The sequence below is a fragment of the Cellvibrio sp. ATLC23 genome (genome assembly GCF_057196725.1).
The window spans coordinates 35,991-48,469 of the sequence record NZ_JBXUOS010000010.1 but is presented as its reverse complement, the minus strand read 5'-3'; the positions used below and the strand labels follow the sequence as shown (position 1 = coordinate 48,469).

Here is a 12,479-nt window from a genome sequence, read left to right as displayed (position 1 = left end):
AGAATGGACATGAAAATTCCCGACACCCGCACAGCGGGGATACACATACCAACGGAGCTGAGCAGCGCAACGGATCGCTATCCGGTAGTACCGGACATGTTGCCACCAGACCAGTCACGTCGTCGCTTTGTACTCGGTGCCTCCTCATTGGTAGCACTGGGTGCGTTACCGTTATCGGGTCAGCTATTTGCCGCTACACCATTGCAAAACAATGACCCCCAGACCTTGGCTGGAAAACAGTTCGATCTATCGATTGGCTTCCAGAAGGTCAACTTCACCGGCAAACAACGGATCGCCACCACCGTTAACCAAAGCTTGCCCGCTCCCATCTTGCGCTGGAAAGAAGGTGAACGCGTGACTTTGCGGGTAACCAATACACTCGATCACGACAGCTCCATCCATTGGCACGGCATCATTTTGCCCTCAGAAATGGATGGCGTGCCGGGCATGAGCTTTGATGGCATCAAGCCGGGCGAGACCTTCGTTTATGAGTTTGATGTCCAGCAAAGCGGCACTTATTGGTATCACAGCCATTCCGGATTTCAGGAGCAAACCGGGTTGATGGGCGCCATCGTCATTGATCCCAAAGATCCTGATCCGGTTTCCTACGACCGGGATATGGTTGTGCTGCTGTCTGACTGGACGGACACCGCGCCTGAAAAAGTCTACGGCACCCTGAAAAAGATGAGCCACTACTACAACTTCCGCGAGCGGACGGTTGGCGATCTGGTGCGTGACCTCAAAACCAAAGGGTTCGCAGCTACCTGGAACGAGCGCGCCATGTGGGGCCAGATGCGCATGAGCGAAACTGATATATCGGACGTGACCGGCTATACCTACACCTACTTGATGAACGGCGTTACACCGGATCAAGGCTGGTTGGGACTCTGCAAACCCGGTGAGAAAGTACGCCTGCGCTTTATCAACGGCGCGGCGATGAGCATTTTCGATGTGCGGATTCCGGGATTAAAAATGACGGTAGTCGCTGCTGACGGCCAGAATATCCAGCCGGTCGTGGTCGATGAATTTCGTATCGGGGTAGCGGAAACCTACGATGTCATCGTGGAACCCGCTGCTGATAGCGCCTACACCATCTTTGCCCAAAGTAATGACCGTACCGGTTATGCCCGTGGCACCCTGACGACGGATATTGCCTTGCGGGCCGAGATACCGGCGATGGACCCGGCTCCCACGTTAGGTCATCGCGACATGGGGATGGATATGTCCGGCATGGATCACAGTGGACACGACATGGGTGGTATGGATCACTCCGGCCATAACATGGGAGCGATGGATCACAGCGGCCACGATATGTCGGCCATGAAGATGGACCACAGCGAGCATTCGAAGCCTGCCATGGAAGGTATGGATCACTCCGGTCATGACATGGGCGCGATGGACCATAGCGGGCACGATATGTCAGCCATGAAGATGGACCATAGCCAGCACTCGAAGCCCTCAATGGAAGGTATGGATCACTCCGGCCATGACATGGGCACGATGGATCACAGCGGGCACGATATGTCGAAAATGGATCACAGCCAGCACACCGGCAAATCGCGTCTGGCCAAAGCAGGTTTTGGCAGCAATTTTGATCCGCTCACCAAGATAAGCCATGTTGATACGGAATTTGGCCCGCACGTGGATATGCGGTCAGACGCACCTCAAAGCGGCTTGGCCGACCCAGGTATCGGTCTGCGTGACCACATGAAATTATACGGTCGCCGTGTGCTGACCTACGCAGATATTCGAGGCCTGCACCCCACCTATGACAAGCGTGAGCCCTCACGGGAAATTGAGCTGCACCTCACCGGCAATATGCGCCGTTATATGTGGTCAATCAATGGCCTCAATTTTGCCGATGCCAAGCCGCTGGAACTGAGCTTTGGCGAGCGTGTGCGCATCATTCTGGTCAATGACACCATGATGACGCATCCCATCCATTTACACGGCATGTGGAGCGAATTGGAAACCGGTGATCCACAGTACATTCCGCGTAAACACACCATCCTTGTCCAGCCCGGTTCGCGCATCAGTTACCTCGTGACTGCCGATGCCAAGGGCCGTTGGGCGTATCACTGTCATTTGCTTTACCACATGCCCGGCATGATGCGTGAAGTCAGGGTCGCTTAGGAGAAACACCAATGAAAAACCTATCAAAAAAACTGACCCTAACTCTCTGGGCAACCGCGTTATCCAGCATGCCCGTGATTGCCCATGAGGGGGATGACCCATTGCTATCGCGTGTGATGATTGACCAATTCGAGTGGCGCGATAGTGACGAGGCTGAACCCTATGTACTGGAAGCCCAGGGCTGGATCGGTAAAGACCTGCATAAACTCTGGATCAAAACCGATGTAGAGCGAGTGGACGGTGAAACCGAGGAAGCCGAAATCCAGGCGCTTTACAGCCGTGCCATTGCACCCTTCTGGGATGTTCAAGTTGGTGTACGGCAAGACCTGAAACCAACACCTGATCGCGAATGGGGTGTCATTGGTATCCAGGGACTAGCGCCGTATTTCTTTGAAATTGATGCGGCATTGTTTGTCGGGGATTCCGGGGATACGGCCGCGCGTCTGTCGGCAGAATATGAATGGATGTTTACCCAAAAAGTAGTTTTATCCCCGGAAATCTCGGTGAACTTTTATGGCCAGAACGATATGCACCGGCAGACGGGTTCAGGCTTATCTGATGGCCAGGCAGGCCTTCGGTTGCGTTACGAAATTCGCCGCGAATTTGCGCCCTACATCGGTGTGAATTGGACGAAGAGCTTCGGCAACACCGCCGATTTTGTCCGTGATCATGGCGAGCCCACCAGCGATACCCAGTGGGTCGCCGGTGTTCGCGCATGGTTTTAATACACAGTGTCAAACAACTTTAATTACCGAGGAACATACAATGAAAACTTTTCTTCTTAACTCTGCCTTGATCTTGTCTAGTGCATTGATGGTGGCTCCGAGCTTCGCTCATGATCCCGCAGAGCATGCCAAAACGGCAGAAGCGCCCGATTGTGATGCGATGAAAAAAATGGATCACTCCAAGATGGATATGAATGATCCGGTGATGCAGGCCCTGATGAAAAAATGCAGTGCAAAATCTGCTGTTAGCGATCCGCACAAAGGCATGGAAGGAATGGATCACGAGAAGATGGAAGGCATGAATTACGGAGACATGGAAGGAATGGATAAGAGCAAATCGACCTCCAGTGAAAGCCATGAAGGGCACAGTGCCCATTGATGGGTAATGCGCGGGTTGCTTACTAAGCTGAGTGGGCAACCCACAAATCGCTATTGGACACGGATGACAGTGTTTGCTGTACATCCGTTGTTAATCTGGAGAACGATACATGAAAACCATTAAATGGATCATCCTGCTTAGTGTTGCCGCACTGGCCGTAGCATATGCTTATGTCAATGCAGGGCTATACCCGATAGGCGCCGATGTGCCACACAATAAAGCAACTTATTGGCTGCTGGAAACCTTGCGTGAGCGATCCATTGCGCGCGCCGCTGCGGAAATTGACGTTCCTGATTTAAACGATTCCCAACTACTCCTCAGTGGTGGGCCGGATTACAACGATATGTGTGCCCAGTGTCATTTAAAGCCGGGGCGCACGCAAAGTGATATGAGTATTGGGCTTTATCCAAGTCCGCCAAATTTATCGCTGCCGCTTGATAACAAAACCAACAGCGCGCGCCGGCAATTCTGGATCATTAAACATGGAATAAAAGCCAGCGGTATGCCCGCTTGGGGGCCAACACACGATGACCAACGTATTTGGGCAATGGTGGCATTTATTCAGAAGCTTCCATCATTAACACCGGAGCAATATCAGATATTGACTACCCGAGGGGAAGGTGAAAGTACTCACCACTAGATATATTTAAAAAATTAGCCAGAAAGTTGGGGTGTCTATGTGGGTCAACGTACAGAGATTGCCTTACAAATAGTTCGCTAATGCAAGATAAGTATTTGTCTTCACTCCATTGGCAGATATGGATTGTCATCGCATGAACGATTGATCTGTATCAACTAATCACGTAAACAATCGGACTAGTCTAGTTACCGTACCAAAATGTTTAGTGCATCACTTGAGTCCAGCTTCTCAAACTTTTAACGCAGAGTCGATATAGGAAAAATCGTTATGGCAAATGCACCTAGATACTGGTCTGGCCTACACGGGCTTGCGACTCTCACTCTGATTGGCGCCGCCCTCTATTTTTTGTTAGTAGAACATGGTAATCACACCCTGCCATATTTGCCTTATCTCATCATTTTGCTGTGCCCGTTGATGCATCTATTTATGCACAAGGGTCACGGGGGGCACAATCATGGTGAAGACAAGCGCCCAGATCGGGATACCGACCGCAGCATGGAATACGGAAAAAAATAATCCACTGAATGTTCTTAGCTTCGAAAATGAGCCAGATAGTCAAGTAAACATATAAGGTGCATGGCATGGAAATTAAAACTTTCTCAGACTTAATCGACTGGACCCGTCAGTTGCATGGGCATTTGTCAAAATGTCTTGCGCATTGCGCATCAAAAAACGAAGAAGAGCGTGCTCGATTACTACTTGATTACCTGGCTGAGCATGAAGGCAAAATGGAAAAAATGGTAAGTGCCTTCGAAGCGCAGGCGGAGTCCAAGGTAATGAAAACGTACATTTACGACTACTTGTCACACCAGCCTATCCAATCACATCGGACTTGCGATGCACCCTACGCGGAACTTGGTTTTGACGATATCTGCCAAGAGGTCTTTGATTACCACCAGCAAATTATTGAGCTTTATCGCGATATTGAAGAAAGGGCTGACATTCCTGAGGCGAAGGCATTGCTTGGTTCACTACTGGCGATGGAAGAGCATGAGGCTATGCGACTATCCCGACAAACAGGACGAATGAGTGATATGTAAAAACACATACCTCGATTCTCTAGCGCCGCCTACGCGGCTTCGAATTTACTCCCTCCTTTAAGAACTTGCTTCGCGAGTAGCTTTGGCCCTGCTTACCCGCCCGCCCAACTTACTTCCTCTTGCTATGTTGTATAGCGAACAGACCGTCCACAGGTAAAGGTAGCTACTGCTATTCAAATTCAATATTCATTTGGCGTCCCTAGAGTCTTATTAGCAATATTAAAAAAATACGCGATCTGACGACAAATATAAAAAAGTTCACTTGACCTGTGAGCCGCACACAGATTTAGGATGTAATGAATTCACTATCTAAACCTAGGTTTAACTCTTGGGTTTGATCCTGATCAAGATCGAGAGTGTTGAAAGGAGTAAATTAAAAACGTCGAAGAAATTATGTGGAGTAAGTATGCGGGTGGCTCAACTGGCGCGTGAATTGGCAGTTTCTGCCGATACTGTTCGATATTACACGCTTATAGGTCTGATCAAACCGATACGTAACCCTGAAAATAATTACAAAGAGTACCGCGAACAAGATCGTAGACGACTGCAATTTATACTCAGTGCACGAAAATTAGGATTCACGCTCAATGACATTAAAGAAATCATTCGTGAAGCGAATAAGAGCAAGATGGCGTGCCCTCTGGTTCGTCAAATTCTCGAAAAACGATTGCAGGAAACAGAGCAAAGTTTTAACCAACAGCGTGCGTTGCGAAAGCATATGAAAAATGCGATGAAAGACTGGAAAAACAAGCCAAACCAAGAGCCGAGTGGACATGAGATATGTCATTTAATCGAAGGGTTTTCATTTGCAAATGAATAGAGCAAATTTTTTGTTATTTGGAATCATAGATCGCTTTAAAAAAGTATCACATAGAAGTAAAGGATAGACAGCACGTGTAATTATCCAACCATTAACCTTACCAAGGAAAACTTTATGAAAAAATCATCCGTATTTTCTGCATTCATATTAAGCACCGCATTACTGTTGCCAGCATTTGCAATAGCGGCTGACACCCATTCAACCCCCATTGAGAAACTAATTTCAGAAATAGCTGACAAGCCTGAGCAACATCAGGCTATCGCAAATTATTACAAGGATAAAATTATTGAAGAAAAGAAAGATTTAGCTAAGCACATTAAAATGCGCAAGGCTTATCAAGTGGGGCATGTCAAAAACCAAGCGGGAATGGCTGGCATGCGCAGCCACTGCGATAAGTTAATCAGTAACGCTGAATCCAATATTAAAGAATATGAAGCGTTGGCAGCGGCGCATGAAGCTATTGCTAATAAAAAACCTTAAAGGCATGTGTACTGCACGCGCCAGCGGCACCAGCAGTGTGCAGAGGGCTGTGAATACGGATGTTTATAGCCCTGATTTTTACCCTGTAGAAAGACAGCTTCCAACTGCCGCTAAAACCACAAAAAGGATGAGGTGAAATGAGCCTGGTAAAACTCTCCAGTGTGGATAGCGCACCTCGACTGCGATTTTTCTTTATTGTGTTTGGGCTAAGCATATTGCTGACGCATACCTGTGTTAACGCAAGTGAAATTCAATCACCCGATTTGATCGAAATTCCTGACCCGGTCTCTCTCGACTACGTGATTCAGGCAGCGCGACAAGGTCGCTCCGAAATAACAGTTGCACGCGCCAAAGCCGCAGCAGCGAGCGAACGCGGTGCCATCGTATCGGCGTTGGAAGATCCCATGCTGATGCCATCTATCGATCATTATCCCTACAACAGCATGAATCGCGATACCACAATGGATTCTGTTGATCCCATGGACAACGAACCGGTTGATTCGATGAACAATCAGGGCGCTAATGGGCGCTACGATTGGAGCATTGCCGTGGAGCAACGCTTTCCATTATCGCGGGTGCGCAGTCATCAACGACGAGGTGCTGATGCCGAGGCGCGGCGTCTCCTTGCCGACTCCGAGCGCGTCGCGCTCGATATGGAGCTGCAAGCCGCTGAGGCTTTTCTGATGTTGCACGAAACCCGCCGCATGCTGAGCGTGCTGAACCAACAAATCAACTTGGCCACCCAAATGGTTGAAGCTGCCGCTGCACGTTCTGCGACCACCAGCGGTGCGCAGCTGGATTTGCTGCGGGCAGAAGTTGAAGTGGCGCGCTTGCAGGGGCGGTACCGCGCGCTATTAGCTGAGGAGCGCGGTATGCAGGCAATGCTCAACGCGAGCATTGGTCGGGCGGTGGAGGCGACTGTGCCCAGGTTAGCCAATCCTCTGCACCATGCCATGCCCCCACCAAGCTCGATGGTCGCTGAACAAGCGTTAGCGCAACGACCTGAACTGCAATCCAGCCGCGCCGAGATTGATCGCGCCGATGCCGATGTAGATGTGATGCGCTCTATGTACAAGCCCATGGGTATGGTGCGTTTAGGCACGGCTTCCACCATGGCGGAAGGTTCGGGTGCAATGGTTATGGTCGGCATCAGCGTGCCTATTTGGCGCGGCAAACTGCGCGCCGGTGTCTCTGAAGCGCGCGCAATGGAAAGCATGGCCAGGGCAGATTTGGTGGCCATGCAACAAATGATAAAAGCAGAAGCAATAGGCGCACGCGAAAATGTCGTTGCAGCGCGGGAGACCTATATGACGTTGCGCGATGACGTCGTACCACGGGCACAAATGGCTGTCAGACCCGCGCTTGCCGGATTCTCTTCCGGGACCGGCGTACTCAGCAATGTACTTGAGGCGATACAGACCCAGTGGTCTGTGGAAGCTGAACTAGTCATGGCGGAAACCAATCTCGCGCTCGCCTGGGTCAAACTCGACCGAGCGAGAGGTCAAATGCAGAACCTACGCGCCATAGACACACGCGAAAATTTAGAGGAAAAACTCCCATGACTGATCCACTAAATGCCGTGCGCGCTTTATTGTCAGTGTTGTTCGTCGTTATCCCCACGCTGGGCTTTTATCCGGCCACGGTCATAGCTTCAGATGTGCAACCCTCAGCTCATTCTGCCTTTAACAATGCGGAGGAAGATATTCACGGTCGGGTTGCGGTAGGCCTCGATCAACAATGGCTGACGCGGTTGGCGATTAAAACCGAACCTGTTCAGTTGGGGGAAATTTCCCATTCGAGGCGGGCGGTAGCCACTGTGGTGCCGGACGAGGAGCGCATATCGCATATCCATACTCGCGTTGCTGGTTGGATTGAGCAGTTACATGTAGCGACGACCGGACAAGCCGTCGACCAGGGGCAGCCGTTAGCGTCAATTTTTTCGCAAGATCTTTACGCCGCGCAAACAGAATATATTGCCGCCTTGCCTGGCGCGGGGCAATCGACTCAGCCATCAAGTCGGCTGCAAAAAAGTGCACGTCTACGCCTCGAAGTACTGGGAATGAGTGATGCCGAAATCACCCAAATTACCAAGAGCCGGGAGCCACTCGCACAAGTAATCCTTCATGCACCGCGCAGTGGCGTGGTATTGCGGCGCTCGGTATCAGTCGGTACGGCAGTAGATCCGTCTACTGAGCTAATGACCATTGCGGATCTATCGCAGGTTTGGGTTATCGCTGAGCTGCCTGAGCGAGATATTCCTTTAGCGACCTTGGGTGCCTCAGTACAGGTGGCTATTCCTGCTGCCGAGCTGCCCCCTTTTACCGCCACCATCGACTTTATCTATCCAACCTTGAGTGAGCTCACGCGCAGTTTGCGGGTACGGATAAGTGTGCCTAACCCTGAGCGCAAATTACTTCCGGGCATGTCCGGCTCGGTCAGTTTTGAAGGTAGCCCGCGTCAGGTACTCAGCGTACCGCGCGATGCGGTGGTGGATACCGGAGAAATGCAGCATGTATTTATCCAGCCAACTCCGGGCCATTTTGAACCACGGCGAGTGCGGGTGGGCGCGCGCCTTACTGAACGAATTGAAATTTTGGAAGGCTTAAGCGAGGGCGAGCAAGTGGTCACGTCCGGCGTATTTTTGATTGACTCCGAAAGCCGCCTGCGTGGTTCTGGCGGTGCAGGTCACGCTGGACATGGGCAAAGTGCAACGCAATCACAACCCTCCCAGCAGCCAGCTCAACAACCCTCGATACAGCCATCGCCGTCCGCTGCCGATGATGACCCGCACCGAGGTCACAGGTAATGATTGAAAAAATTATTGAGCTATCCGTCCGGCACCGCTGGGTAGTATTTCTGATCACCGTGTTGATGGTGGCCTGGTCGCTGGATTCCATGCGTAAGACGCCTCTGGACGCGATTCCAGATTTATCTGACCCACAGGTCATTGTGTTTACTGACTGGATGGGACGCAGCCCCGATTTGGTCGAAGACCAGATCACCTATCCATTAGTGCGCGCCCTGCAAAGCACGCCGAACGTGCGCACGGTGCGTGGTTACTCCATGTTCGGCATGAGCTTTATTTACGTTATCTTTGACGATGACGTAGACATTTATTGGGCCAGAACACGCGTGCTTGAACAGCTTGGCCGGGTGCAGCAATTCCTGCCGGACAAGGTAGCACCGGTCCTTGGCCCCGATGCCAGCGGCGTCGGCTGGGTTTACCAATATGTGCTGGAAGATACCAGCGGTAGCCTGGATCTGGCAGAACTGCGCGCGCTGCAAGACTTTACGATCCGGCCCGCGTTACAGGCGGTTTCCGGGGTCTCTGAGGTGGCTTCCATCGGTGGTTTTGAGCGGCAATATCAACTATTACTCGACCCGGCGCGCTTGGCGGCTTACGGCCTTACACTCAGCGACATTACTGGCGCCGTGCAAGGCGCCAACTCTGAAATTGGTGCGCGCGTGCTTGAGCAGGCGGGGCGTGAATTTGTGCTGCGCGGGCGCGGCTATATCGGCTCGTTGGAAGATCTGGAACAAAGCCTGGTTACGGTTGGGCCGGGTGGGAACCCTATTCGTTTACGTGATGTCGCGACCGTGCAATTCGGTCCTGAAATCCGTCGTGGTGCCGCCGACTGGGACGGGTTAGGCGAAGCGGTCGGGGGTATTGTGGTGATGCGGTTGGGCGCAAATGCGCTCAATGTTATTGAGGAGGTCAAGCAACAAATCGATTTGTTGTCGCTCCCACAAGGCGTGCGTCTAGTGCCCACTTATGATCGCTCTGAGTTAATCCTGGGATCTATTGCCACCCTGCGCAACACCTTGATCGAAGAAGGCATCATTATCCTGATCATCTGTTTAGTGTTCTTGATGCATGCGCGCTCCGCGCTGATCGCCATGATCATTCTGCCGCTTGCGGTAGTGTTTTCGTTTATCGCTATTCGCTATCTTGGGTTAACGTCCAACATTATGTCATTGGGCGGTGTTGCTATTGCACTGGTGGAACTCGCGGATGCGGTGATTGTGCTGATTGAAAACGCCCACCAACGCTTGGCCGCAGCACCTGCTAAAGCAGACCGGCGGCGGGTAATTATTGATGCCTGTAAAGAAGTCGGTCGCCCCATTTTTTTCTCAACGATTCTGCTTACCGTAAGCTTCTTGCCGGTATTCACGCTCGGCGGGCAAGCCGGGCGCCTGTTCGACCCTCTCGCCTATACCAAGACGTTTGCGATGTTGTCCGCCGCCATTCTCACTATTACGCTGGCGCCCGTATTAATGGTGATGTTGTTGCGCGGACGCATTCGCAGTGAAGCGCAAAACCCTGTGGCTCAGGCGTTGCAGCGCGGGTATCGGCCGGTGGCCACGGCGGTAGTCAATCGCCCGAAACTTGTCGTGGGCTTGGCACTTGTCATCATGCTCGCGACAACCCCTTTGTATATGCGCCTTGGTTCTGAATTTATGCCGCCGCTCGATGAAGGCTCGCTCCTAGTTATGCCCACCACGTTCCCCGGCATTTCCATTGAAGAGGCGCGCCGTGTTTTGCAGGCGCATCATCAGGTCATTATGGCGTTTGGTGAAGTCGCCTCGGTACACGGCAAAACCGGGCGCGCTGAAACCGCTACAGATCCGGCGCAGTTGGATATGAATGAATCCGTGGTCACGCTTAACCCGCAAAACGACTGGCCGAAAGTCACGTTTAACCGCTGGTACAGCGATACGACGCCTGATTGGCTAAAGCCGCCCCTGCGCATGATCTGGCCGGAACAGCGTCGGCGCACCCAGGCAGAATTAGCCAGCGCATTGGATGCCGCGCTGCAAACACCGGGCTATCAAATGGCTATTGCGCCCCCCATTCGTACCCGCATCGACATGCTCACGACCGGCGTGCGCACGCCCGTGGGTATCAAAGTCTTCGGTGATGATCTACAAGAAATCGAACGCTTGAGTATTGAACTGGAAGGTTTATTACGCAGCGTACCTGGCACCCGCAGCACCTTTGCCGAGCGGCAAACCGGACGTGAATATGTCGATATCATTCCCAACCGCGAAGCGATTGCGCGTTATGGCCTGCGCGTGAGCGATTTGCACAACATCATCGAAGTGGCGGTAGGCGGCATGCCGGTTTCCACCGTGATCGACGGGCGCGCGCGCTATTCGGTAAACCTGCGCTACGCACAGGATTACCGCTCCAATCCCGAAGCACTTGGGGCCTTGTTAATTCCCGTAACGGCTACGGCGGCGGTGGCAGATCCCGCGCCGGGTTTTTCCGGCCAGGGTGCCGGGTCTTCTGTGCGCGGCGGGAACATGGGGGCCGGAGGAATGGGCGGTCAGGGAATGGGGGACATGGGCGGCGGCATGGCATCCACCACTGGCAGTGGGGCAATAACCGGCATGGGTAATACAGCGGCAGTAGATTGGATCGACCGCTGGCGGCAACCCGGCGCGGCGGTTCCCTTGAGTATGCTGGCGGAGATTCGCGTAGTCACCGGCCCACCGATGATCAAAAACGAAAACGGCATGCTGGTGGGTTATGTGTTCGCCGATTTTGACAGTACACAGCGAGACTTGGGCGGATGGGTAAAGGACGCGCGCGAATTGGTCGATGCGCAATTCACTGTGCCACCAGGATATCAACTGGAATGGACCGGCCAATATGAATTTATGGCCGACATGCAGGCACGCTTAAAAATTATCGTGCCGTTAACACTGGTGTTAATTATCGGGCTGCTCTACCTCGCCATGCGCGGTTGGGGGCAAACATTTTTGGTTTTGTTAAGCGTTCCCTTTGCCGTAGTTGGCAGCGTTTGGTTGATGACCGCGCTTGATTACAACTTGTCCACCGCCGTGTGGGTCGGACTGATTGCGGTGGCTGGCGTTGCTACCCAAACGAGTATTGTAGTGGTGGTTTATCTCGACCAGGCTTTGCGCGCGGCCTACGGCGAAAACCAATTAAAAAATACAGCGGATATCAACACCGCCGTGATTAGCGGAGCCTTGCGCGGGGTGCGCCCCATGACCATGACAGTGGCTACCACCGTGTTAGGTTTGCTGCCGCTATTGTGGGCAACCGGCGTTGGTGCTGACCTCTCTGCACGCACTGCTGCTCCGGTAGTTGGGGGAATGGTCGGTTGTTTATTCCTGGTGCTGCTGGTAATACCTGCGGCCTATACGATCTGGCGGCATTTTCAATGGCAGCATGGAAAACTGGATGCTGCGCTGGGCTCTACAGGCTAGTTTATAAGCGATGAAGCCCCTGATATTA

Annotated in this window: 11 protein-coding genes; all 11 read left to right on the top strand. The window is 52.3% G+C overall.

Annotated features, from left to right (window positions below; all coding sequences use genetic code 11):
- Positions 1-3: 3 nt before the first annotated feature.
- The 11 genes from AC2CG4_RS15350 (at position 4) to AC2CG4_RS15300 (ending at position 12,451) form a co-directional block, all read left to right on the top strand.
- The gene (locus AC2CG4_RS15350; protein WP_484487103.1) at positions 4-2,133 is read left to right on the top strand and encodes a copper resistance system multicopper oxidase; all 2,130 of its coding nucleotides are present in this window, start codon (positions 4-6) and stop codon (positions 2,131-2,133) included.
- Between the two features lie 11 nt (positions 2,134-2,144).
- Positions 2,145-2,858 (top strand): copper resistance protein B, encoded by a 714-nt coding sequence (locus AC2CG4_RS15345; RefSeq protein WP_484487102.1) that lies wholly within the window; start codon positions 2,145-2,147, stop codon positions 2,856-2,858.
- An 88-nt stretch (positions 2,859-2,946) separates the two neighbouring features.
- Positions 2,947-3,237: a hypothetical protein gene (locus tag AC2CG4_RS15340; protein ID WP_484487211.1), complete on the top strand. Its 291-nt coding sequence runs from the start codon at positions 2,947-2,949 to the stop codon at positions 3,235-3,237.
- Between the two features lie 109 nt (positions 3,238-3,346).
- Positions 3,347-3,877 carry a c-type cytochrome gene (locus AC2CG4_RS15335; RefSeq protein WP_310071401.1) on the top strand — a complete coding sequence of 177 codons (531 nt, stop codon included), beginning with the start codon at positions 3,347-3,349 and terminating at the stop codon, positions 3,875-3,877.
- 267 nt (positions 3,878-4,144) lie between these two features.
- On the top strand, positions 4,145-4,393 hold the full coding sequence (locus AC2CG4_RS15330; RefSeq protein WP_484487101.1) for a DUF2933 domain-containing protein: 249 nt from the start codon (positions 4,145-4,147) through the stop codon (positions 4,391-4,393).
- Positions 4,394-4,458: 65 nt separating this feature from the next.
- Positions 4,459-4,917, top strand: coding sequence for an ATPase (locus AC2CG4_RS15325; RefSeq protein WP_310071406.1), 459 nt, complete (start codon positions 4,459-4,461; stop codon positions 4,915-4,917).
- Between the two features lie 406 nt (positions 4,918-5,323).
- Entirely contained in the window at positions 5,324-5,737 is a 414-nt protein-coding gene (locus AC2CG4_RS15320) for a MerR family transcriptional regulator (protein ID WP_484487100.1), read from the top strand.
- Positions 5,738-5,851: 114 nt separating this feature from the next.
- On the top strand, positions 5,852-6,217 hold the full coding sequence (locus tag AC2CG4_RS15315; RefSeq protein WP_484487099.1) for a hypothetical protein: 366 nt from the start codon (positions 5,852-5,854) through the stop codon (positions 6,215-6,217).
- A 137-nt stretch (positions 6,218-6,354) separates the two neighbouring features.
- Positions 6,355-7,779 carry a TolC family protein gene (locus tag AC2CG4_RS15310; protein WP_484487098.1) on the top strand — a complete coding sequence of 475 codons (1,425 nt, stop codon included), beginning with the start codon at positions 6,355-6,357 and terminating at the stop codon, positions 7,777-7,779.
- Positions 7,776-9,023, top strand: a complete 1,248-nt coding sequence (locus tag AC2CG4_RS15305) for an efflux RND transporter periplasmic adaptor subunit (protein ID WP_484487097.1) — start codon at positions 7,776-7,778, stop codon at positions 9,021-9,023. Before AC2CG4_RS15310 ends, AC2CG4_RS15305 begins: the two co-directional genes overlap by 4 nt.
- On the top strand, positions 9,023-12,451 hold the full coding sequence (locus AC2CG4_RS15300; protein ID WP_484487096.1) for an efflux RND transporter permease subunit: 3,429 nt from the start codon (positions 9,023-9,025) through the stop codon (positions 12,449-12,451). Before AC2CG4_RS15305 ends, AC2CG4_RS15300 begins: the two co-directional genes overlap by 1 nt.
- The last annotated feature ends 28 nt before the right edge of the window (positions 12,452-12,479 follow it).

What these genes read in the sequence shown, in the direction of transcription:
- AC2CG4_RS15350 (WP_484487103.1), top strand. Translation starts at nt 4, where the DNA reads ATGGACATGAAAATTCCCGACACCCGCACAGCGGGGATACACATACCA.
- AC2CG4_RS15345 (WP_484487102.1), top strand. Translation starts at nt 2,145, where the DNA reads ATGAAAAACCTATCAAAAAAACTGACCCTAACTCTCTGGGCAACCGCG.
- AC2CG4_RS15340 (WP_484487211.1), top strand. Translation starts at nt 2,947, where the DNA reads ATGGTGGCTCCGAGCTTCGCTCATGATCCCGCAGAGCATGCCAAAACG.
- AC2CG4_RS15335 (WP_310071401.1), top strand. Translation starts at nt 3,347, where the DNA reads ATGAAAACCATTAAATGGATCATCCTGCTTAGTGTTGCCGCACTGGCC.
- AC2CG4_RS15330 (WP_484487101.1), top strand. Translation starts at nt 4,145, where the DNA reads ATGGCAAATGCACCTAGATACTGGTCTGGCCTACACGGGCTTGCGACT.
- AC2CG4_RS15325 (WP_310071406.1), top strand. Translation starts at nt 4,459, where the DNA reads ATGGAAATTAAAACTTTCTCAGACTTAATCGACTGGACCCGTCAGTTG.
- AC2CG4_RS15320 (WP_484487100.1), top strand. Translation starts at nt 5,324, where the DNA reads ATGCGGGTGGCTCAACTGGCGCGTGAATTGGCAGTTTCTGCCGATACT.
- AC2CG4_RS15315 (WP_484487099.1), top strand. Translation starts at nt 5,852, where the DNA reads ATGAAAAAATCATCCGTATTTTCTGCATTCATATTAAGCACCGCATTA.
- AC2CG4_RS15310 (WP_484487098.1), top strand. Translation starts at nt 6,355, where the DNA reads ATGAGCCTGGTAAAACTCTCCAGTGTGGATAGCGCACCTCGACTGCGA.
- AC2CG4_RS15305 (WP_484487097.1), top strand. Translation starts at nt 7,776, where the DNA reads ATGACTGATCCACTAAATGCCGTGCGCGCTTTATTGTCAGTGTTGTTC.
- AC2CG4_RS15300 (WP_484487096.1), top strand. Translation starts at nt 9,023, where the DNA reads ATGATTGAAAAAATTATTGAGCTATCCGTCCGGCACCGCTGGGTAGTA.